Below are 20696 nucleotides of genomic sequence, written 5' to 3' on the forward strand. Positions count from 1 at the left end.
CCTTCGAGGTTGCGGTTTCGGCGCGGTTGCCCGGTCCCGGTCTCATGCCTTCGTTCTGCGGCGACCTCGATCGGCGCAATGCGCCCTCCAACGAGTCTCGCTGCGCTTTAACTCACTTCGGGAACAGGAACGTGACGGCGACGCGTGCACCCCACCCCTGCGGACCATTGTCGGGCGCCGCCGCCCAGTAGCGGGCGCCGGCGGTAAAGCTCACCGGCTGTTCGCCGAATTTGACCAGCTTCGACACCTGGAAGTTGATCGGAACGGACCACTCGTCGCTCTCCCAATCATAGGTGCTTTCGGTGTTGACGGCGAAGGTCCAGGCGTCCGGCGTGGTGTAGGAAACGAAGGGCTGCAGGAAGGTCGAATTGACGTCCGCCCTGTCGTCATCGCCGGCGAAGGACCAGATGTGGTTCACGAGCGCGCCATATGTCCAAGGTCCGTCCTGCTTCAGCGCCACCACGGTTGGACCGATGCCCCATTTCTCGCCGCCGAGGAGATCGTCCGTTGCCGTCGGGATCAGAAAGACCGGACCGGCGCCCCAGATGATCCCGCCGGCCGTCGGCTCCTTGGGCGAGAAGAAGAAGCTCTGCACGGTGTCGCCGAGGCCGAACTGATCGCCCGAAGGGCCGGCAGTGTCGTCCTGCGAGATCACCGGCAGGATCGTTCGCGAAATCAGGTTCCAGTCCTCGTTGAGCGAGATCGGTATCACCGGCTGGATGTTCAGCGTGACCCGGTGACCGTCGTCCGGACCGTAGCCGCGATCGTAATTTAACTGGACGGGCACGCTGATCAGCGATGCGATCGGATTGGAGAGTTGTTTGGCGAGGTCCGCGCCGGACGAATCCTGTGCGTGGGCAGTGCCGGAGATGGCGGCAGTCACGACAAGGACTGGGAGCGGAAGCCTGAGTGTCACGGATCACTCTCCTGTCTTAGGTCACCGGTGGAGGGCGATGAATCGCGGAAAATCAAGACAATCCGTGACCGCCACCTTGCTTGCAACCGGCGAATTCGAGGGGCATTGCACCCCGGGCGGCGCGCGTCGCTCCGGGCTTGATGCAGTGCTTTCGTCCAATCCGTCGCGGGCGAAGGATGGCATAAAGTGACGCCTCCCCGGAACACTCGTTCGCCAAAGTACCTCGCTTCCAATGAATTACGACCAACAGGACACGACAAGTTGGCCTTTGGTCCAACTATCTCTCACCGGAAAAGGGCCGAATCATACTGCGGCCAGGCCGCGGGTGCGGGACTGAGCCCTGCACCGGCCTTGAATCGCATCCTCTCCCCACCGGCGCTGCACCAGAGGAGAAATCCTGATGAAAGACGAGACGACGATCAAAGACGCGCGCGACACCGTCGAGAGCGGCCCCCGCGAGCAGGCCAGCCTCACCCGGCGCAGCGTCCTGCTCGGCGGTACGGCCATCGCCGCCGCTTCCACCGTTCTCACCGGCAACGCACAGCCTGCCCGTGCCCAAGCCCAGACACAAACCCAGACCCAAGCGCCAGCCGCTGGCGCACCAGCCAACCGGCCGAACATTCTGGTCATCTGGGGCGATGACATCGGCACCTGGAACATCAGCCACAACAACCGCGGCATGATGGGCTACAGGACGCCGAACATCGACCGCATCGCTCAGGAAGGCTTGTCTTTCACCGATTACTATGGGCAGCAGAGCTGCACGGCCGGGCGCGCCGCCTTCATCGGCGGCAATGTGCCGGTGCGTACCGGGATGACCAAAGTAGGTCTCCCCGGCGCGACGGAAGGCTGGCAGGAAACCGACATCACTATGGCGACCGTTCTCAAGAGCCAAGGCTATGCGACGGGCCAGTTCGGCAAGAACCACCAGGGCGACCGCGACGAGCACCTGCCGACCAACCACGGCTTCGACGAGTTCTTCGGCAACCTTTATCACCTCAATGCGGAGGAAGAACCGGAGAACCGCGACTATCCCAGGGACGCGGAGTTCCGCCGGCGTTTCGGTCCGCGTGGTGTTATTCACTCCTTCGCCGATGGCAAGGTTGAGGATACGGGCGCGCTGACCAAAAAGCGGATGGAAACGATCGACGAGGAGACCCTCGCCGCGGCCAAGGATTTCATTACCCGTCAAAATCAGGCAGGCACGCCCTTCTTCGTCTGGTGGAACGGCACGCGCATGCATTTTCGCACGCATGTGAAGGCGGAACACACCGGCATATCGGGACCAAGCGGCGACGAGTATCACGACGGCATGGTCGAACATGACATGCATGTCGGCGAATTGCTGAAGCTCCTCGACGACCTCGGAATCGCCGAGAACACCCTCGTCATGTACTCGACCGACAACGGGCCGCATTACAACACCTGGCCCGATGCCGCCACGACCCAGTTCAGGAGCGAGAAGAATTCGAACTGGGAGGGCGCCTATCGAGTCCCCGCCTTTGTTCGCTGGCCGGCTCAATTTCCCGCAGGCAAGACCCTCAACGGCATCGTTGCGCACGAGGACTGGCTGCCGACCTTTGCGGCGATCGCCGGCGCAACGGACGTAAAGGAGAAGCTGGCGAACGGGGTCGAACTCAACGGTCGCCGCTATCGCAACTACATCGACGGCTACAATCAACTCGACTACCTCGCAGGCAAAGTCGACCAGTCGCCGCGTCACGAATTCTGGTACGTGAACGACGACGGACAGGTCGTCGCGGCCCGCTACGACGATTGGAAGGTCGTGTTCCTGGAGAACCGCGGTGAAGCCTTCGGCGTCTGGCGCGAGCCATTCACCGAATTGCGCGTGCCGCTGTTGTTCAATCTGCGGCGCGACCCGTTCGAGAAGGCGCAACACAATGCGAACACCTACAACGACTGGTTCCTCGAACGCGCCTTCGTCGTGGTTCCGATTCAGGGGATGGCGGCAAGATTCCTGCAGACGATGAAGGACTACCCGCCAAGTCAGACGCCGGGCTCGTTCAACCTCAGCAAAATAGAGGAGAGCCTGCGAGCCGGCATGAGGAATTGAGCCGGATTCGCACTCGAACGCGTGAGGACCGGCCCGTTGGCGTCGGTCCTCGGTTCCATGAACCGAGGCACAAACCGCTTCGTTCGTCCGCTCATTGCGGGGCACACAAGGTGCAGAAACCGACGCAAGGCGCTGCAGCTCACCAACGCTGCGGCAATCCTGAATTTGCAGGGAGTGAGAACATGTTCGAAGTCAACCGCCGCTCGGCCCTGAAGATAGCGGCGTTCGCAGTCGCGGCATCGTCCGTTGCACCCGCGCTCGCGGCCGACGCTGAGGTCCTCCCGTCATGGGTCGATGGAGAGGCAAAGTCACGGATCGTCGATTTCGTTGCCGCGACGACGACCGAGGGAGGCGCCGATTTCGTCGAGCCGGCGGATCGTGTGGCGGTCTTCGACAACGACGGAACGCTCTGGGGCGAGCAGCCGATGTATGTCCAGCTTGCGTTCGTCCTCGACCGCGTGAAGCAGCTGGCGCCGCAACATCCGGAATGGCAGACGAAGGAGCCGTTCAAATCCGTGCTTTCCGGCGACATGGCGGGCGTTGCGGCCAGCGGCCAGAAGGGATTGGTGGAACTCCTTGCGGCCACCCATGCCGGCATGTCCACCGAGGAATTCGAAAAGATCGTTTCCGACTGGACCGCTTCCGCCCGGCACCCGGTATCGGGTAAACCCTATACCGCCCACATCTTTCAGCCAATGGTCGAATTGATCGATTACCTGAAGGCCAAGGAGTTCAAGGTCTTCATCGTCTCGGGCGGCGGCGTGGAATTCATGCGCCCGTGGACCGAGCGGGTTTACGGTATCCCCCCGGAGAACGTCGTCGGCTCCAGCATCAAGACGAAGTACGAGCCGCGCAACGGCGTGCCGGCGATCCTACGCCTGCCGGAAATCGACTTCATCGACGACGGTCCAGGCAAGCCTGTCGGCATCCACAAGTTCATCGGCCGGCGGCCGATCGCCGCCTTCGGCAATTCGGACGGCGATTTCGAGATGCTTGAATGGACGACGTCCGGACCTGGGCGCCGTTTCGGCCTGATCGTCCATCACGATGATGCGGAGCGCGAAAACGCCTACGACCGGGACTCCCATTTCGGCCGGCTTGCCCGTGGTCTGGACGAGGCGCCCGCGCGCGGCTGGACGATCGTCAGCATGAAGGACGACTGGAAGGTCATCTATCCGAAGTAAGCCAAGCACCGGCCGCGCCAGACCTCTCCGCGCCCGCAGAGGCTGCGACCGCAGCATCAAGCGAGCTCGGTCACTACAGCGCCGTGCGTCTTATCGGACGCGCAGCAATCACTGTAGCAATTTTGTTTTGCTACATGTTTTTGGCCTTTGATCGGATCCGATTAAAGGCAGCATGCAGTAGGCTCCTCGTGCCGTTCCGTGCAGCAGGCGGATAACCGGCCTCATTCTTGACGCCGGCTCGACCTGGCGTTGCGATCTTCCTGCACGGCTGCGATCGCCGAAGACAGCGTGTCGCGGGAGAGCGGCTTGTTGAGGAAGCCCGCGGCGCCGGCACGCATGCAGCTCTCACGCAGGCCATCTTCGTCCGCACCGGTTATCACGATAACGGCCGGCATCGACTGTCGTGCCCTGAGCTCGTGCAATACGTCGAGGCCGTTCAGGCTCGGCATGTGAAAGTCCAAGAGGACGCAGGACGGCGAAGTCTGATCGAGCGCTTTCAGAAACGACTCACCGGAGGCGAACGCTACCGGCGTGAAGGACAATGACAGCACCAGGCGACAAAGGGCGCGACGGACTAGCTCGTCGTCGTCTACAATCGCGATGATGGTCTGTTGTCCGCTCATCCATCATTCATAGCTCATTGCCTTCTCTGATCGTAGTTGGACTTGGGCCCAATGCCGCGTCTGGCGGGCCTGAGACGACGAGGCGAACGAGGTCGGCGACCGTTCGCACCCCCAGTTTCGCCATCACGCGGCCACGGTGGACCTTGATGGTTTTCTCCATAATGCCGAGATCGGCGGCTATCTGCTTGTTCAGCCGGCCGGCGACGACCAGATGCATCACCTGCGCTTCACGCGCCGTGAGGCTGTCGAGCCGCCTCACGACGCTTGCCTTTTTCTCCTCGACTTCACGCAACGCGCAGGCACGCTGGCGCGCCATGTTGACGGCGGCAAGCAGGGTCTCGGCCTCGACCGGTTTTGTCAGGAAGTCCACGGCGCCGGCCCTCATCGCCCGCACGCTTGCCGGAATATCTCCCCGACCCGTCAGGAAGACGATCGACTGGCCTCCCCCGGCGGCAGCAAGCGTCTCCTGGACGTGAAGACCGTCGGAGTCTGGCAGGCCGAGATCCAGGATGATGCAATCGGCCGTTTCGGTTTCGCCGGAGTCCAGCAGTGCTCGGGCGCTCTGGAAAGAGAGCACATGATAGCCCGAGGCGCCGAGCAACCTTCCGAGCGACCGCAATATGCTTTCGTCGTCGTCGACGAGCAGTACTTTGCCGGTGCTTTCCCTCATGGCACACCTCTAGGCTGAAGGCAGTATGACGACGGCCCGTGCTCCGCGCGTCACACCGTCGTCGAAAAACAGCGTCCCACCCTGGGACTCGATGATGGTCCGGCAGATCGCAAGGCCGAGACCAAGGCCGGTCTTCTTCGAGCTGACGAACGGTTTAAAGACCTCGGTTCGCAATTCGGGCGGAATTCCCGGCCCTCTGTCGGCGACAGTCAGTTCACAGTCACCATTTTCGCGCTTGCCGAGTGTGATTTCAACCCTGCGTCGCTTTGGCGGGATGGCCGCCATGGCATCGGCTGCATTCAGAAGCAGGTTGAGGATCACCTGTTGCAACTGCACGAGGTTTGCCTTCACGGAAAGGGGCGCGATCTGCTCGATGACCTCCACCTCGGTTCGGCGCGCAAGCAGCTCGGCGCGCGCCAAGGCGACGGTCGAGTGCACCGCTTCGTTTAGGTCGAGAACTTCCCGCGAAGCTTCGCCCTTCAGCATCATGCTGCGCAGTTGCGTAATGACCGCGGCGGCCCGCTTGTCGTCGGCGACGATGTCATCGAAAATCGCGCGGATCTCGTCGATCTCCGGAGCTTCATCCGTTGCGAGCCTCTGCCCCGCCTCTGCATTGGCAAGGATCGAGGTCAGCGGCTGGGTGAGTTCATGCGCCAGGGCTCCTGAGAGTTCCCCGAGCTGAGACCTCCTGGAGAGATGAGCAAGCTCCAGGCGCTCGGAGACGAGCGTCGCTTCGAGCTTGCGGCTGCGCCGGTTCTGGTAGGTGAGCGCGGCGATGGTCAGCATCTGCGCGACGATCACCAGAAGGGCAGCGATGATGGCCAGGCGGTAGCGCTCCCAAGCGGTTGGCTCGTCGTTCAGAATCTCGGCGCCTTCCGGTATCAGGAGGTCATCTATCCCCCATCGCCGAACCTCACGCCAATCGACAAGCGCGACTTCCCGCGCGGGCGTCGTCGGAGGTGCCGAAAGGTCGCCCTTGATGATGTCCAACGACAGTGCGGCCATCTGCGCTCCGATCGACTGGAACGTGCCTACGTAGCCGGCGGCGACGTGCGAACCGAAATAGGAGCTGTACACGCTGTAGACCGGCACGCTCGACGCTGCCGCGATCCTGGTGGCCGCTTCGCGCGGCACGAACTTCGTGCCCTCCGCATCCTGGAAGACGGTGAGTATCACGAGAACCGAATCGGAAGGCAGCTCGGCGGCTTTGCTTCGGAAGCCGGCGAGCGAGAGGCCGGACACATATTCGACATCGAGGCCGGCGTAACGCTCGCCCAGGACGCGGCGCGCCGTCGCATCCCAGCTCCGGTCAAAATCCGCCGAACCGGACATGATCACGACCCTTCGCGCCCTCGGCTGAAGGCGGCTGGCCAATTGTACCGTTCTGCCCAGGTCGAAGCGGCTGACAATGCCCTTGACGTCCGGCGGCAGGTCGTCGCCGATGGAGTTCTCCGTGACCGCGCCGAAGACGACGGGTACGCCCTCGGCCAGACGGTCTCGGTTCTTTAGGACGAAGCGCAGAGCGCCAGGACCGCCGGCCATGACGACGTCCAGATGGAGCTGCCGGTATTTCGCTTCGAGAAAGGCCACGAGGCGGCTTGCATGGTCGGGCGACGGAAAGCGGACGGTGTCGAGATATTCCGTATAGAACTCGATGTGCTCGGACGAATTCGCCTCCATATGCTGGCGAATTCCGGCCGCCACCTGTACGGCTGCGTAGAGCGTGCTTTCGTTCTCATAAACGATGAGTACCCGCTTTGGCGCCGCAGTTTGCCCTTCGATGGCCGTCGCTGGGAAGGCCAACAAGACAAGGACAAATACCAACGGGCGAATTTGGAGTCTCATGCGTTGTGCTGTCGGCCTCCGTGCCTCGTCAACGGGCACCACGCAGATATGATGGGTAACTCATGACAAACCCGTGACAATTCATCGTTGTGCGATTTGCTCGCCGGAATTGCAAGCCGTCAAGTTTTAGGGGTAGCCGCGCCGGCAGTTTACACCCGCAGCTGTCCGACGACGAGTGGTTCGACAAGCTGAAGTTGGCCCTTGGTCCATCTATCGTTCATCCGAAAAATCGCGGATGGATACACTCGGGGCTCACCAGCACATGCGCGTGCCCGGGGCGCCCATCGTTGAAATAGGCTATGGTGGTCACAAGCGTGAACGATATTGCGCATCCGCCGGCGGGCAACCACGCGGGAGAAAAGGCATCCTCTGCCGCCCTCGTCGACTTTCGCGCATCGCACGGCGGACCGTTTTTCGAACTTCAACATCGCTTGAAGCTCCTTCGGGAGAATACGCTGCGCTCGGGAACACGAGCCGTCCTGTTCGTCGCGCTGGCCTGGGGCGTGCCCTTTCTCCTCGGTATCCCGCGCAGCCTCTCACTCGATCATGGACAGGGGGCCTATCTTGCGGATCCGGGCGTATGGGCGAAGTTCCTGGTCGCGATCGGCGCCTTCGTCCTTGCCGAAGGACAGATCGAGCGCGGCCTCAGGGCCCGGTTGGCGCAATTCGTGCGCGCCCCGATCATCGCTCCAGCGGCAGTCCCGCAAGCCACGCAGGAGGTCACCGAGGCGCTGCGCCAGCGCGATTCTCACGCGGCGGAACTGGTTTGCCTTGTGCTTGCGATCGTTGCCGGGCTCTTTTCCTACCTCAACTTTCACACGGTCGACGCTTCTTCCTGGGCGGTCGAGCATCGGCCCGAAGGCAACAGGATTACTGCCGCCGGCTGGTGGTCGATTTGCTTCAGTCTGCCGCTTTTCGTTTTCCTCTTTCTGCGCGGCATCTGGCGACACCTCGTCTGGGCGCAGCTCCTGCGCCGCATCGCGAGATTAGATCTCCGGCTCGTGGCCGCGCATCCCGACGGCAAGGGCGGGCTCGCGTTCCTGGCGCAATATCCGAACGCCTATGCGTTGTTCGTCTTCGGCATGAGCTCGGCCATTGCCGCGGCAATCGCCAAGAACCTCCTGCAGGACACTCTGTCGATGACGACCTTCAGCATGGTCATGAGCGGATGGCTGGCGATCGTGATCCTCTTCTTCGCCTACCCGCTTTCGGCCTTCACGCCCCCGCTCGCGCGCCTGAAGGAAGAGGGCCTCGCATTGCTCGGCGCGCAGGCGACGCGCTACCATCGGGCCGTCGAACGAAAATCCATTGGCCGCAACGTCTTTGACAATCCCACGCCCGAGCCGGAGGACGATATTCCCGATCCGAGCAAGCTGTTCGAGGCGACGCGCAAGCTTTCGACGATCCTGGTCAGCCGAACCGCGGTGCTGCCTGTCGCTGCGGCCGCGCTCATCCCCTTTGCCGTCGCCGGCGCTACGAAGCTGCCCTACAAGGAGGTCTTTTCGGTGTTGAAGAAGCTGCTCCTCCTATGAGCGGCGAAGTCCGGGCTGGGCGCAAGGGTCCAAGACGCCGAGCCGACCCCGGCCCTGCAGATTTGAGTGTAGTCGTTCATTGGTTCTCGTTTAAATCGCCAAAGCGTGGAATTCCCGTTTCTCACACGGTCTTTCGAGGGGGCATCAGTGACATTCATCCAGTCTCTTCTGCACCAGTCTCCCGAAATCGCGCTGTTCCTGGCGCTCGCGGGTGGGTATTGGATCGGCAAGTTCCAGTTCGGCAAGTTCCAGCTTGGCGGCGTGGCCGGTTCGCTCCTCGTCGCAGTCCTGATCAGCCAGATCGGCGTGACCATAGACAATGGCGTCAAAGCCGTCCTGTTCGCGCTCTTCATTTATGCCGTAGGCTTCGAAAGCGGGCCGCAATTCTTCCGTTCTCTCGGCCGGCAGTCGATACGCGAGATCATCATGGCCGCGGTGCTGGCGATCACCGGCCTCGTCACCGTCGTCGTCCTTGCCCGCCTGTTCGGGCTCGATAAGGGGCTGGCGGCGGGGATTGCCGCCGGCGGCTTGACCCAGTCCGCGATCATCGGCACTGCCGGCGCGGCCATCGGGAAGCTCGGCCTTGCGGCCGAGGAGGCGCAGAGGCTGCAGGCCAATGTCGCCATCGGCTATGCCGTCACTTACATCTTCGGCTCCTTCGGCGCGATCATCGTCTGCGTCAACATTCTCGAATGGTTCATGGGCCGCAGCATCCGCGACGACGCGATCAAGGCGGAAGCCGAGATGCTGGCCGGCGCCAGCGTCTACGGCATAGGCGAGCAACCGGCGCTGCCCATGCTGGTCGGGCGCCTTTTCAGCGTCGACAAGGCCGCCGGCCGAACGATCTTGGAACTCGAGGGACAGGGGCCGGCCGCAACGATCTCGATCGAACGCGTCAAACGCGGCGGCAAGCTCATCGGCAACGATCCGGGGCTGAAGCTTGAAACCGGCGACATCGTGCTTGTCGTCGGACGGCGTGACGCCGTTGTTTCGGCGGCGCCAATGCTCGGAAGCGAGCTTCAATCCTCCGAAGGGATGGACGTCATCGTCGTCACGCGCGACGTCGTGATCTCCAGTCGCGATTTCGTCGGCCATACGGTGGCGGACATCCGCGAGAAGACCAGTCGGGAACTGAAGCACGGAATCTTCGTGATCGAGGTCAAGCGCGGCGGGCAGAAACTTGCCCTCGCCAAGGACACGCTGATCGCAGCCGGCGACGTGGTAACCCTTTACGGCACGACCGACGACGTCGCACGCGTCGCAAATCGCGTAGGGACCACCATCGTCCCGAGCGACAAGACCGATTTCGTCTATCACGGACTGGGGCTGGTCTTCGGCCTTCTCGTTGGTCTGATCGTGGTCCGCCTTGGCTCGATACCGCTGACGCTTGGAAGCGGCGGCGGCGCACTTTTGTCGGGCCTCTTCTTCGGTTGGCTGAGGACGCGGAACATGGCGGTCGGCAACATGCCGACCGGCGCTTCGACGCTTCTGCGGGATCTGGGTCTTGCCGGCTTCGTGGCGGTGGTCGGCCTGCAGTCGGGGCAGCAGGCCGTGACGACGATCGCCGAGCACGGCCTCTCGATCTTCCTGATCGGCGTGGTGGTCACTATCTTTCCGCTGCTCGTCACCATGGCGGTCGGCAGATATCTGCTGCGCTACGACAATGCGGCCATCTTTGCCGGCGCCCTTTCCGGTTCCCGCAGTGCCAATCCGGCTTTCGGCGAAATTCTCGACAAGGCCGGCAATTCCGTTCCGACCGTTCCCTTCGCAATCACCTATGCCCTGGCGAATGTCTTCTTGACATTGCTCGGGCCGCTGGTCGTCGCTTTTGCCTGATCTCGCTCATGCAGGGAGAACCCCGATGAAGACAGACTATAGCCGCTATGCAAAACTGAGCCCGTTCGAGCTGAAGGACGAACTGATCAAGCTCGCCTCGGCCAAACAGAACCGCCTGATGCTGAATGCCGGCCGCGGCAATCCGAATTTTCTGGCGACGCTTCCTCGCCGCGCTTTCTTTCAGCTTGGCCTCTTTGCGACCGCCGAGTCGGAGCTTTCCTTCTCCTACCTCCAGAAGGGTATCGGAGGATTGCCCAACATAGAGGGCATCGAGTCCCGGTTCGAGCGCTTCGCCTCTGAAAACCACCTTATGGAGGGCGTTGCCTTTCTGGCGCGCGCGCTGAGCTATGTGCGCGACCAGCTTGGGCTTTCCGCCTCCGAGTTCCTGCATGAAATGGTCGAAGGCATTATCGGCTGCAACTATCCGGTTCCGCCGCGAATGCTCAGGATAGGCGAGGAAATCGCCAAGCACTACATCGTCAAGGAGATGGTTGGCGGCTTTCTGCCGCCGAACAGCATCGATCTGTTCGCCGTCGAAGGCGGAACGGCGGCAATGACCTACATCTTCAACACCCTCAAGCAGAACCACCTCGTGAAGAAAGGCGACAGGGTTGCGATCGGCATGCCGGTCTTCACGCCCTACATCGAAATCCCGGAACTCGATGAATACGCACTTGAGGAGGTGGCGCTGAACGCGGATCCGGCCAATGGCTGGCAATATTCCGACGAAGAGCTCGACAAGCTGAAAGATCCCGCGATCAAGGTCTTCTTCTGCATAAATCCCAGCAATCCCCCATCGGTGAAACTTGACGACAGAAGCCTGAAGCGGATCGCCGACATCGTCGCCAACGACCGCCCGGATCTCATCATTCTGACGGATGACGTCTACGGCACATTTGCGGATGATTTCCGGTCGCTCTTCGCGATATGCCCGCAGAACACTATCCTCGTCTATTCCTATTCGAAATATTTCGGTGCGACCGGATGGCGGCTCGGGGTGGTCGCGACGCATCGGCAGAACGTCCTCGACCAGAGGCTCGCCGATCTTCCCGAGGAAGCAAAGGAGGCGCTCGACCGCCGCTATGGTTCGCTGTTGCCGGATGTGCGCTCGCTGAAGTTCATCGACCGGCTCGTCGCCGACAGCCGAACGGTGGCCCTCAACCACACCGCCGGCCTCTCGACCCCGCAGCAGGTACAACTCGTCCTCTTCTCGCTGTTCGCGCTGATGGACGAGGCAGACAGCTACAAGACATCGCTCAAAAACATCATCCGCAAGCGCGAGGCGGCGCTCTATCGCGAACTCGGCCTGTCCCTGGAGGCCGATCCGAATGCCGTCGACTACTACACCCTGCTGGACCTCGAGGATCTCGCCCGCAAGCTTTACGGCAAGGAATTCGCCAAATGGGTGACGAAAAAGTTCAACGGCCGTGAACTGCTGTTCCGCATAGCCGACGAGACGGGCATCGTGCTTCTGCCGGGAACGGGCTTCGGTACGCAGAAACCGGCTGGCCGCGCCTCCCTCGCCAATCTCAACGAATACGAATATGCCGCGATCGGGCAGGCCCTCAAGCGAATGGCAGACGAATTCCACGAGGAATACGAGAAGCGCTGATTTCGCTCTCGTGCGGGCGGCGATGTCGCCCGCACGAGACTGGAACTCCATCGACCTTTTGATGCGCAACGGACTTTTCCATGTCGTTTCTGACCGACCCTGTCATAGCCCTCTTCATATCGCTCGCGCTTGGCTATCTCATCGGTCGGCTGAAGGTCGGCCCCGTGCAACTCGGCGGGGTTTGCGGAACGCTTTTCGTCGCGCTCGCCCTAGGACAGCTTGGAGTGCGGATAAGCCCGGATCTCAAGGATGCCGCTTTCGCCCTCTTCATCTACGCGCTCGGCTTCTCGGCCGGACCGCAGTTCTTCGCCAATATCCGCGGCGGATGGCGATACGGGATCTTTTCGATCATCGAGGTTGTTTGCGTCCTCCTGCTCCTGGCGGTATCGATCCTCGTCTTTCGCCTCGACGTGGGCACGGCCGCGGGGCTCTTTGCCGGTTCGGCGACCGAGTCCGCCGTCCTCGGAACCGCATCGGAAGCGATTTCGCACCTGCCTTTGCCGCCCGGGGACATCGAGCTCCTGCAAGCGAATGTCGCGACCGCCTATAGCCTCACCTATCTCTTCGGCCTCATCGCCATCGTCATCTTCACGACCCAGATCGCCCCGTTGATCCTGAAGGCCGATCTCAGAAAGGAGGCGCAGGAGCTCGCGCGCAAGCTCGGCTCGACCGATGAAGAGGACGACCAGGCGGAAGGCCTTCCCATATTCGTCGGCCGCGCCTTCCGAGCCGGCCCTGCAGCGGGCCAGACCGTCGGCGAATTCGAGAAAAGCCGGAACTTTGCCGTCGCTCTCGAACGCGTGCAGCGCCACGGCGAAATTCTCGAAACGACGGGCGATTTCCTGCTGGAGCCGGACGACATCGCGTTCGTGCGCGGACGCCGCAACGCTGTGATCGCGGTTCGCGACCGGCTGGGCGACGAAGTGCCGGTTCCCCAGGAGACGAGTTTCGCCCTGACGACACGCGACGTCGTGCTCGTGCGCAAGGAGGCCTTCGGCCGCCAGATACGGCAGTTGAGGCAGATGGCGGCGCCCGAATTGCAGCGCGGCATATTCATCTCGAGCGTCCGTCGCATGGGACAGCACATTCCCGCGCTCTCCGGGACGATCCTCCAGCAAGGCGATATCGTTACGCTCTACGGTCCAGAGCAGGCGGTTGCCGGGGCTGCGGCCGAACTCGGCAAGACGCTGCCACCGGGCGAGAGGACCGATTTCATCTTTCTCGGGCTCGGCATCGTCGTCGGTCTCCTGATCGGCCACTTCAGTCTCACGATCGGCGCGCTGGAACTGACGCTGGGCTCGGGCGGCGGTGCTTTGATCTCCGGGCTTGCCTTCAGCTGGCTCAACATGCGCAGCCCGGCACGCGCCAACCTGCCGGTCGCCGCAGCGGACTTCGCCAAGGAGTTCGGTCTGGCAGCGTTCATCGCGGCGATCGGCCTCAGCGCCGGACCCGACGCGATCGACCTGGTCATGCAATACGGGCTGATCCTGCCTGTCCTGGGCCTGCTCGTCTCTTTCATCCCGGCTTTCGTCTCTTTGCTGGTCGGCTCGAAGCTGATGAAGATCGAAACGCCTATTCTCCTGGGCGTGATCGCCGGGCAGCATTGCAGCACGCCGACGATAAGCGCGCTCGTCTCCCAGGCCGGGAATTCCATTCCCGTGATCGGATATACGGTTACCTACGCGATCTCGAACGTATTGCTGCCGCTCATGGGGCCTGTGGTGGTCGCCCTGGCCATGATGCTGGCAAGTTAACGCGTGCCAGGGGAGCTTCATAACCCCGGCGCGTATCTTGATGCAGCCTTCAGGTGCACGGCGCAGTGCACCGAAACCGAAATGCTCGAATGCGTAAATGGACAGAGGGGAACGCGATGGGAAACCGGGAAGACATCCAAGCACTCGGCAAAAGGATCGGGCAATCGATCATCGGCCAGGAAGCCATGATCGAGCGTCTCCTACTCGGCCTGCTCGGCAACGGCCACCTTCTTGTCGAGGGTCTGCCCGGGCTTGCCAAGACCCGGGCGATCAAGAGCCTCGCCAAGAACCTCGAAGCGAGCCTGTCGCGCATCCAGTTCACCCCCGACCTGCTGCCCTCCGACATCACCGGCTCCGAAGTCTATTTCAGCGAAGCCGGCAAGGGCGAGTTCAAGTTCCAGGAGGGGCCGGTCTTCGCCAATCTGATCCTCGCCGACGAGATCAACCGCGCCCCGGCAAAGGTGCAGTCCGCATTGCTCGAGGCGATGGAGGAAAGGCAGGTCACGGTCGGCGGCCAGAGCCACCCGCTGCCAGCCCTCTTCCTCGTCATGGCTACGCAGAACCCGATCGAGCAGGAGGGCACCTATCCCCTGCCCGAGGCTCAGCTCGATCGGTTCCTGATGCATGTCCGCGTCGACTATCCGGATGCGAATTCGGAAGTCGCAATCATGGAACTCGTCCGTTCCGAGGAAAAGGAGCCGCACGCCAAGAGCGCCGAGGAGCAGAAGCTCGCCGCCGACGTGGTGCTCGCCGCGCGAAGGGAGATATCGGAGGTTGCCGTCTCCAAGGCGGTCGAGGACTATATCGTCGCGCTCGTCATGGCGACGCGCTATCCTGACAAGATCGATCCGGAGCTCGCCAAGTGGATCCAGGTCGGCGCCAGTCCGCGCGGCGTGATCGGGCTCGACAAGGTCTCGCGTGCTCACGCCTGGTTGAAGGGTCGCGATTTCGTGACGCCGGACGACGTCCAGGCGATCGTCCACGATGTATTCCGCCACAGGCTCGTGCTCTCCTACGAAGCCCATGCCGGCGGAATCACCGCGGACCAGGCCGTGGACCGTATCGTGGAGAAAGTGGCAACCGCCTGATCGGGAGGCCTTGCGATGGCAATTTCTCTGCCCGCATTCGGAAGAACGAAGGAGATCCTACGCCGGGCCGCTGGCGATACGGATGGCGCCTACGTTTCCGTCGACAATCTCGTGGCCCTGGAATCGATCGCCTCCGACCTGACGTTCCTGCGCAAGGCCCCCGTTCGCCGCTTCCTCGCCGGGCGCCATGAGTCGCGCATGCGCGGTCGTGGCCTCAGCTTCGAGGAACTTCGAACCTATATGCCGGGGGACGATATCCGCACGATCGACTGGCGCGTCACCGCCCGCACCGGGCAGCCTTTCGTGCGTGTCTATAACGAAGAGAAGGACCGCCCCGCCCTCATCATCGTCGACCAGCGCACCAACATGTTCTTCGGAAGCCGCCGGTCGATGAAATCGGTAGCCGCCGCCGAGGTCGCGGCGCTTTGCGCATGGCGCGTGACGGCGCTCGGCGACCGCGTCGGTGGCGTGGTCTTCAACGACTTGAAGCAGGAATCCATCCGGCCGCACCGGAGCCGTGGGGCCGTCATCCGTTTGGCCGAAACGATTTCGGTTCAGAACAATGCGCTCAGTGCAGGCTCGGATATCGAGAGATCGCCCGGTCAGCTGAATGCCGTCCTCGGCAAGGTCGCAGCCCTCGCCCGGCACGACCATCTGATCATCGTCGTTAGCGATTTCGACGGGCATGGGCCGGCGACACGCGACCTTCTTCTGCGAATGTCCGTCGCAAACGACGTCATCGCCGTTCTCGTCTACGATCCCTTCCTCCTCGATCTTCCGCACCAGGGCGAGATGGTCGTGAGCGGCGGCGCGCTCCAGGCCGAGTTGCAGTTCGGCCGCGGCAATGTTCGCGATGCGGTAGGCAGTTTTGCGCGCAACAGAGGCCGCGAACTGCTTTCGTGGCAGGAAGAGATGGGGCTGCCCATGCTGCCGGTCTCCGCGGCTGAAGAAGTGGCACCGCAATTGCGCACGCTCCTCGGCCAGCTCGCCTGGCGACAAAGGAGGCGGTAGATGGATCCTACCCCCGCGCCCGACCCGATGCTCGACGCCACCCTAAGGCAGATGGCCGATATCGCCTTGCCGCCGCCCGTATCGATGATGCCGGCCACTTGGGGCTGGGCGGCGCTCATGGCGGCGGTCGCGCTCGTCCTCGCCGCGGTCCTCTGCAATTGGCTCCGCCGACGCGCACGGAACCGTTACCGCCGGGAAGCGCTCGCGGAACTCTCCCATCTGGAAAAAGCCATCGACACGCCGGCCGGGCGCAGGCACGCCTTGCAAAGCCTGCCGATGCTTCTCAAGCGCACCGCGCTCGCGGCCTGGCAAAGGGAAACGGTCGCCTCTCTCAGCGGCGAAGGCTGGTCCGATTTCCTGCGCGCATATGCCGGCACGGCAAGGATAGACGATGAAGCCCATCGCTTCTTCGCCGAGAGCGAATACCGCCCGTCGGCGCTAGCCTCGACGGACGAGGCTAAGGCGCGCCAGACCCTCGCGGCGGCTCGCCAATGGATCGAGGCCCACGATGTACGTCCTTGACCATCCCTGGCTCCTCATGCTCCTGCCCGCGCCGCTTCTCGTCTGGTGGCTGCTGCCGCCGTACCGGGAGCAGACGCCGGCAGTGCGCATTCCCTTCTTCGAGGACATCACCAAAGCCGCAGGCATCGGCCCGACGGAAGGCTCGGTCGTGCCGCGTGCCAACCTGCTGCAGAAGATCATCGCCCCGGTCTGCTGGCTTCTGGTGCTGACGGCGCTCGCCCGCCCGCAGTTCGTCGAGCCGCCGATCGAGAAGACCGAGCCTCAGCGCGATCTCATGCTCGCCCTCGACCTTTCCCAATCGATGGACACGCGCGACTTCAGCGATCCGCAGGGCAATCTCGAGGCGCGGGTCGATGCGGTGAAGGCCGTGGTGGCGGACTTCGTCGAGCGCCGCCCGCATGATCGGCTGGGCTTGATCGCCTTCGGCGACGCTCCCTACCCGCTCGTTCCCTTTACCATGGATCATACGACCGTCCGATCCATGCTGACGGGCGCCTTGCCCGGAATGGCCGGCCCGCGAACCGCGCTGGGCGACGCGATCGGGCTGTCGATCAAGCTGTTCGAGGAGAGCCAGGCGCCCGACAAAGTGCTGGTGGTCCTGACCGACGGCAACGACACCGCAAGCAAGATGCCGCCCGACAAGGCAGCCGAGATCGCGGGTCAGAACAACATCCGCATCCATGCGATCGGGATCGGCGATCCAAATGCCGAAGGGGAGGAGAAGCTCGACACGGCGGTTCTGCAGAAGATCGCTTCGGCGACGGGAGGGCGATATTTCTTCGGCCAGGACCAGCAGGCGCTTGCAGATATCTACGCGCTGCTCGACAGCATAACGCCGGCGAACCAGAAGACGCTGAGCTGGCGTCCGCGCATCGAGCTGTTCCACTACCCGCTGGGTGCCGCCGTTCTCCTCGTGCTCGGCTATCACGGCCTGATGTGGCTTCGGTCGATCCGCGCCGCCCGCAGGCGTAACAGCGAGGCAGAAGCATGATCGCCGATTTCCATTTCCTTCGCCCGTGGTGGCTGCTTGCTGTCCTGGCGGCGGGACTGCTCGTATGGCTCATGCGCCGGCAATCGGATATGCGCTCCCGCTGGAAGCACCTGATCGCTCCCAATCTGCTCGACCACCTCCTCATCGACCACGGCAAGGTCCGCGGGTTTCGGCCCGTCTATCTGGTGGCCGGCCTCATTGCCCTCTCGGGCCTTGCCGCGGCCGGCCCGACCTGGGAACGCGAGCGTCCGCCCTTCGTGGAAGACACGGCGCCGCTCGCCATCGCGGTCGACCTTGGCCAGACGATGAATGCGACCGACATCTCGCCGACGCGGCTCGAGCGCGCCAAGCTCAAGGTGCGCGACATCATGGCCAGACGGAAAGGCGCCCGGACGGCATTGTTCGCCTATGCCGGCTCGGCCCACATGGTGCTGCCCCTGACCGAGGACGCGTCGCTCGTCGCCACCTATCTCGCAGCGCTGTCGCCAGCGCTAATGCCCGTCGAAGGCAAGGATACCGACATGGCGCTCGAAGCCGCAGAGGCGGCCCTGGCCGCCGAGCCGGCGCCGGGCACGATCCTGTTTCTGACCGATGGGGTCGAGCAGGGCGCATCTGCCGCTTTCTCGCGATATAAGGGCCGCAACGACCTGATGGTGCTGGGCATCGGCACCGAAGAAGGCGGCCCCGTGAAGATCGGAAGCGGCGCGTATCTGACCGACGGCACCGGCGCTCGCGTTCAGGCGCGACTCGACGTCGACGCCTTGAAGGAACTTCAGTCCGCCTCCCCTGCGCAGGTGGCGACGGTCACCCTCGATGATGGCGACGTCGACTGGATCGTCCGGCGTATACAGACGTCCTTCGCACAAAGAACGGAGGAGGGTCTTACCCGTTGGCGCGATATGGGTTGGTACCTGACCATCGCGGTCGCGATCCTGGTCGCGTTCACCTTCCGCCGGGGCCAGAGCGTCCGTTGGCTCGGGGCTATCGTGGTGCTCCTGTCGTTCGCCATCTCCGGGCGGGCGGAGGCGGCGGATCTCGCGGACATGTGGCTGACGCCCGACCAGCAGGGACAACGCGCTTTCTCCCGCGGCGACTATGCCGCCGCGGCAGAACACTTCGCCGAGGCGCAATGGCGCGGTGTTTCGTTCTATCGCGCCGGCCGTTACCAGGACGCGATCGACGCCTTTGCCCAGTCCACGGCACCGGAGAGCTATTTCAATCAAGGCAACGCCCTGATGCATCTGGACAAGCCCGACGAAGCGATCGCCGCCTACCGGCAGGCTCTCAGGCAGCGCGCCGATTGGGCCGAGGCAAAGACCAATCTGGCGCTGGCGGAACGGCGCAGGAAAGAGAAGGACAAGCAGGAAGAGGAAAAGCAGCAGGAGGCCGCCGGACTGGATCCGGACGACGTCCAGTTCGACGACAAGGCCAAGCACGGCAAGGAAGGTCAGGTTCAGGCGGGCGCGCAGACGGCGGAGATGTGGATGCGCAACATCCAGGTTTCGCCGGCCGCCCTTCTGGCACGCAAGTTCGCGATCGAGGCATCGGAAGGGAACCGGCAATGATGACGCGAGCGTCACGTTTGTACCGGCTTATTGCAGCGCTGTTCTGCTGGATCGCTGCCGCAGGCCCGGCCCTATCCGCCGATCCGCTCGCCCGGGCTTCACTGCAGTCGAAGGGAACGCTCTATGCCGGCCAGCAAATTCTCATAGACGTCGACGTGCTCGTCCCGAACTACTTCCTGCAACCGCCGCAGTTCCCTGCGATCGACCTGCCGGGCGCGATCGTGACGCTTGACGACGGGCGGGCGCTCAACCTCAACGAAACGATCGACGGGACCTCTTACTCCGGCATTCGCCGCACCTATATCGTCACGCCCCAGTCGCCGGGCGATTTCACCTTGCCTCCTGCCGTGATCACTTTCGGCTATGCGGCAGTACCTCCTCAGGCCACCCGCGGTGAAGTTACGCTTCCACCGCTTCGCTTCACCGTTCGGGAAGCGCCGGCGAGTGCCGGAGAACGTCCCGGTGTGGTTGCCGCAAAGGTCAGCATCCGCCAGGAGCTGGATCGGGATCCGGCAGCTTTGAAGGCGGGTGACACACTGGTCCGGACGGTCACCGTGCGCGCCGTAGGACTTCGCGCCATGATGATCCCCGAGCCGGATTTTTCAGCACCGGAGGGGGTGCGCCTCTACCGGCAGGATCCCGCACTTTCGGAAGAAACGGACCGCAACGGCCAGCCGGTTGCCGGCGTGCGCAAGGACGTTGCGGGCTACCTCTTCCAGAATTCCGGGACTTTCCTGCTCCCGGCAATCGACCTCAGCTGGTTCGATCCGACGACGGCGATGACGCAGTCGGCAAGCGCGCCTGCTGTGAGCGTGTCGGTTGCGGCTGCTCCCGCGTCGTCCACAGCGATAGCACCGCCAATGCCCGGAGCCGAGCCCGCGCCTTTCGATTGGTCGCTTGCTGGCGCCATCGCGGCCGCCGCTTCAGCGACCGGCGTTGCAATCTGGTTCCTCGCCCGCGGCCTGTCGTGGCTGGAAAGTCGTTGGGAAAAGCGTCAATCGGCTCGCCGGGAATCCGAAGCGGCCTATTTCCGGCGCTTCGAACATGCCTGCCACGACGGCTCTACAGCCGAGATGGCGAAGGCGCTCGACGCCTGGTCGCGCAGGGCAGGGCTTGTCCCCTTTGGGCGCTGGCTTGATCGCTTTGCCGACATCAAGACGCGCAACGCCTACGACGCCTATCAAAGAGCACAATATGGCTTTTCGGATAAGTCCTTGCCGGAAGCGCCCATGAAACCGCTTCTTCCCGGCATCCGAAAGGCGCGGAAGCTCTGGATGGTGAGAGGCGACGAGGCATGGGGTGGCCGCCGAGCCGCGCTGCCCCCGCTCAATCCCGCCATGATCGGAGCGGACGCCACCCGCGAGGGCAGCGGCGATCGACCGTGATGCTTATTAATCGCATCCGAGCTAGGCCAAAAAATGCGGTAAATCAAAGTGCTACAGCACCTTTGCGCGTCTGACAAAACGCGCGGCG

At 63.0% G+C, this 20696-nt stretch carries 16 protein-coding genes; 12 read left to right on the plus strand and 4 right to left on the minus strand.

The window, feature by feature from the left end; translation table 11 throughout:
- Window positions 1-112: 112 nt before the first annotated feature.
- A complete protein-coding gene (locus tag PZL22_RS31200) occupies window positions 113-916 on the minus strand; it encodes a hypothetical protein (protein ID WP_088198192.1) in 804 nt (267 codons plus the stop codon).
- 400 nt (window positions 917-1316) lie between these two features.
- Here PZL22_RS31200 and PZL22_RS31205 point away from each other — a divergent pair, with 400 nt between their 5' ends.
- Both PZL22_RS31205 and PZL22_RS31210 read left to right on the plus strand, forming a co-directional pair.
- Entirely contained in the window at window positions 1317-2990 is a 1674-nt protein-coding gene (locus PZL22_RS31205) for an arylsulfatase (RefSeq protein WP_088198193.1), read from the plus strand.
- Window positions 2991-3172: 182 nt separating this feature from the next.
- On the plus strand, window positions 3173-4174 hold the full coding sequence (locus tag PZL22_RS31210) for an HAD family hydrolase (RefSeq protein WP_088198194.1): 1002 nt from the start codon (window positions 3173-3175) through the stop codon (window positions 4172-4174).
- 221 nt (window positions 4175-4395) lie between these two features.
- Here PZL22_RS31210 and PZL22_RS31215 read toward each other — a convergent pair whose 3' ends face one another.
- From PZL22_RS31215 to PZL22_RS31225, 3 genes are read right to left on the minus strand one after another with little or no spacing between them, the layout of a single operon-like run.
- Window positions 4396-4797 carry a response regulator transcription factor gene (locus PZL22_RS31215; RefSeq protein WP_088198195.1) on the minus strand — a complete coding sequence of 134 codons (402 nt, stop codon included), beginning with the start codon at window positions 4795-4797 and terminating at the stop codon, window positions 4396-4398.
- Between the two features lie 7 nt (window positions 4798-4804).
- Complete coding sequence (locus PZL22_RS31220; protein WP_234837686.1) at window positions 4805-5467, minus strand: response regulator transcription factor; 663 nt, start codon at window positions 5465-5467, stop codon at window positions 4805-4807.
- Between the two features lie 9 nt (window positions 5468-5476).
- Entirely contained in the window at window positions 5477-7312 is a 1836-nt protein-coding gene (locus PZL22_RS31225) for a sensor histidine kinase (RefSeq protein WP_127621828.1), read from the minus strand.
- Window positions 7313-7611: 299 nt separating this feature from the next.
- Between PZL22_RS31225 and PZL22_RS31230 the strand changes: the two genes are divergently transcribed.
- The 10 genes from PZL22_RS31230 to PZL22_RS31275 all read left to right on the plus strand — a co-directional run bounded on the left by PZL22_RS31230 (window position 7612) and on the right by PZL22_RS31275 (window position 20608).
- Window positions 7612-8844, plus strand: coding sequence for a hypothetical protein (locus PZL22_RS31230; protein ID WP_153491712.1), 1233 nt, complete (start codon window positions 7612-7614; stop codon window positions 8842-8844).
- A gap of 147 nt (window positions 8845-8991) precedes the next feature.
- Window positions 8992-10680: an aspartate-alanine antiporter gene (gene aspT, locus PZL22_RS31235; protein ID WP_127634355.1), complete on the plus strand. Its 1689-nt coding sequence runs from the start codon at window positions 8992-8994 to the stop codon at window positions 10678-10680.
- A gap of 25 nt (window positions 10681-10705) precedes the next feature.
- Complete coding sequence (locus PZL22_RS31240; protein WP_088198198.1) at window positions 10706-12292, plus strand: bifunctional aspartate transaminase/aspartate 4-decarboxylase; 1587 nt, start codon at window positions 10706-10708, stop codon at window positions 12290-12292.
- An 80-nt stretch (window positions 12293-12372) separates the two neighbouring features.
- On the plus strand, window positions 12373-14046 hold the full coding sequence (gene aspT / locus PZL22_RS31245; protein ID WP_127621826.1) for an aspartate-alanine antiporter: 1674 nt from the start codon (window positions 12373-12375) through the stop codon (window positions 14044-14046).
- A 116-nt stretch (window positions 14047-14162) separates the two neighbouring features.
- A complete protein-coding gene (locus tag PZL22_RS31250; RefSeq protein ID WP_088198200.1) occupies window positions 14163-15134 on the plus strand; it encodes an AAA family ATPase in 972 nt (323 codons plus the stop codon).
- Window positions 15135-15149: 15 nt separating this feature from the next.
- Window positions 15150-16145 (plus strand): DUF58 domain-containing protein, encoded by a 996-nt coding sequence (locus PZL22_RS31255; RefSeq protein WP_088198201.1) that lies wholly within the window; start codon window positions 15150-15152, stop codon window positions 16143-16145.
- Entirely contained in the window at window positions 16146-16667 is a 522-nt protein-coding gene (locus PZL22_RS31260) for a DUF4381 domain-containing protein (protein WP_127621825.1), read from the plus strand.
- Window positions 16654-17658: a vWA domain-containing protein gene (locus PZL22_RS31265; RefSeq protein ID WP_088198203.1), complete on the plus strand. Its 1005-nt coding sequence runs from the start codon at window positions 16654-16656 to the stop codon at window positions 17656-17658. Before PZL22_RS31260 ends, PZL22_RS31265 begins: the two co-directional genes overlap by 14 nt.
- Window positions 17655-19223, plus strand: a complete 1569-nt coding sequence (locus PZL22_RS31270) for a VWA domain-containing protein (RefSeq protein WP_284718759.1) — start codon at window positions 17655-17657, stop codon at window positions 19221-19223. Before PZL22_RS31265 ends, PZL22_RS31270 begins: the two co-directional genes overlap by 4 nt.
- Window positions 19223-20608, plus strand: coding sequence for a BatD family protein (locus PZL22_RS31275; protein WP_234843357.1), 1386 nt, complete (start codon window positions 19223-19225; stop codon window positions 20606-20608). Before PZL22_RS31270 ends, PZL22_RS31275 begins: the two co-directional genes overlap by 1 nt.
- Window positions 20609-20696: the final 88 nt, after the last annotated feature.

The sequence above is a fragment of the Ensifer meliloti genome, from assembly GCF_030064585.1.
GTDB classification, from domain to species: domain Bacteria; phylum Pseudomonadota; class Alphaproteobacteria; order Rhizobiales; family Rhizobiaceae; genus Sinorhizobium; species Sinorhizobium meliloti.

Bases quoted from the DNA above. Each gene is read 5' to 3' on its own strand.
- PZL22_RS31205 (WP_088198193.1), top strand. From the start codon at position 1,317: ATGAAAGACGAGACGACGATCAAAGACGCGCGCGACACCGTCGAGAGC.
- PZL22_RS31210 (WP_088198194.1), top strand. From the start codon at position 3,173: ATGTTCGAAGTCAACCGCCGCTCGGCCCTGAAGATAGCGGCGTTCGCA.
- PZL22_RS31215 (WP_088198195.1), bottom strand. From the start codon at position 4,797: ATGAGCGGACAACAGACCATCATCGCGATTGTAGACGACGACGAGCTA.
- PZL22_RS31220 (WP_234837686.1), bottom strand. From the start codon at position 5,467: ATGAGGGAAAGCACCGGCAAAGTACTGCTCGTCGACGACGACGAAAGC.
- PZL22_RS31225 (WP_127621828.1), bottom strand. From the start codon at position 7,312: ATGAGACTCCAAATTCGCCCGTTGGTATTTGTCCTTGTCTTGTTGGCC.
- PZL22_RS31230 (WP_153491712.1), top strand. From the start codon at position 7,612: ATGGTGGTCACAAGCGTGAACGATATTGCGCATCCGCCGGCGGGCAAC.
- PZL22_RS31240 (WP_088198198.1), top strand. From the start codon at position 10,706: ATGAAGACAGACTATAGCCGCTATGCAAAACTGAGCCCGTTCGAGCTG.
- aspT (WP_127621826.1), top strand. From the start codon at position 12,373: ATGTCGTTTCTGACCGACCCTGTCATAGCCCTCTTCATATCGCTCGCG.
- PZL22_RS31250 (WP_088198200.1), top strand. From the start codon at position 14,163: ATGGGAAACCGGGAAGACATCCAAGCACTCGGCAAAAGGATCGGGCAA.
- PZL22_RS31255 (WP_088198201.1), top strand. From the start codon at position 15,150: ATGGCAATTTCTCTGCCCGCATTCGGAAGAACGAAGGAGATCCTACGC.
- PZL22_RS31260 (WP_127621825.1), top strand. From the start codon at position 16,146: ATGGATCCTACCCCCGCGCCCGACCCGATGCTCGACGCCACCCTAAGG.
- PZL22_RS31265 (WP_088198203.1), top strand. From the start codon at position 16,654: ATGTACGTCCTTGACCATCCCTGGCTCCTCATGCTCCTGCCCGCGCCG.
- PZL22_RS31270 (WP_284718759.1), top strand. From the start codon at position 17,655: ATGATCGCCGATTTCCATTTCCTTCGCCCGTGGTGGCTGCTTGCTGTC.
- PZL22_RS31275 (WP_234843357.1), top strand. From the start codon at position 19,223: ATGACGCGAGCGTCACGTTTGTACCGGCTTATTGCAGCGCTGTTCTGC.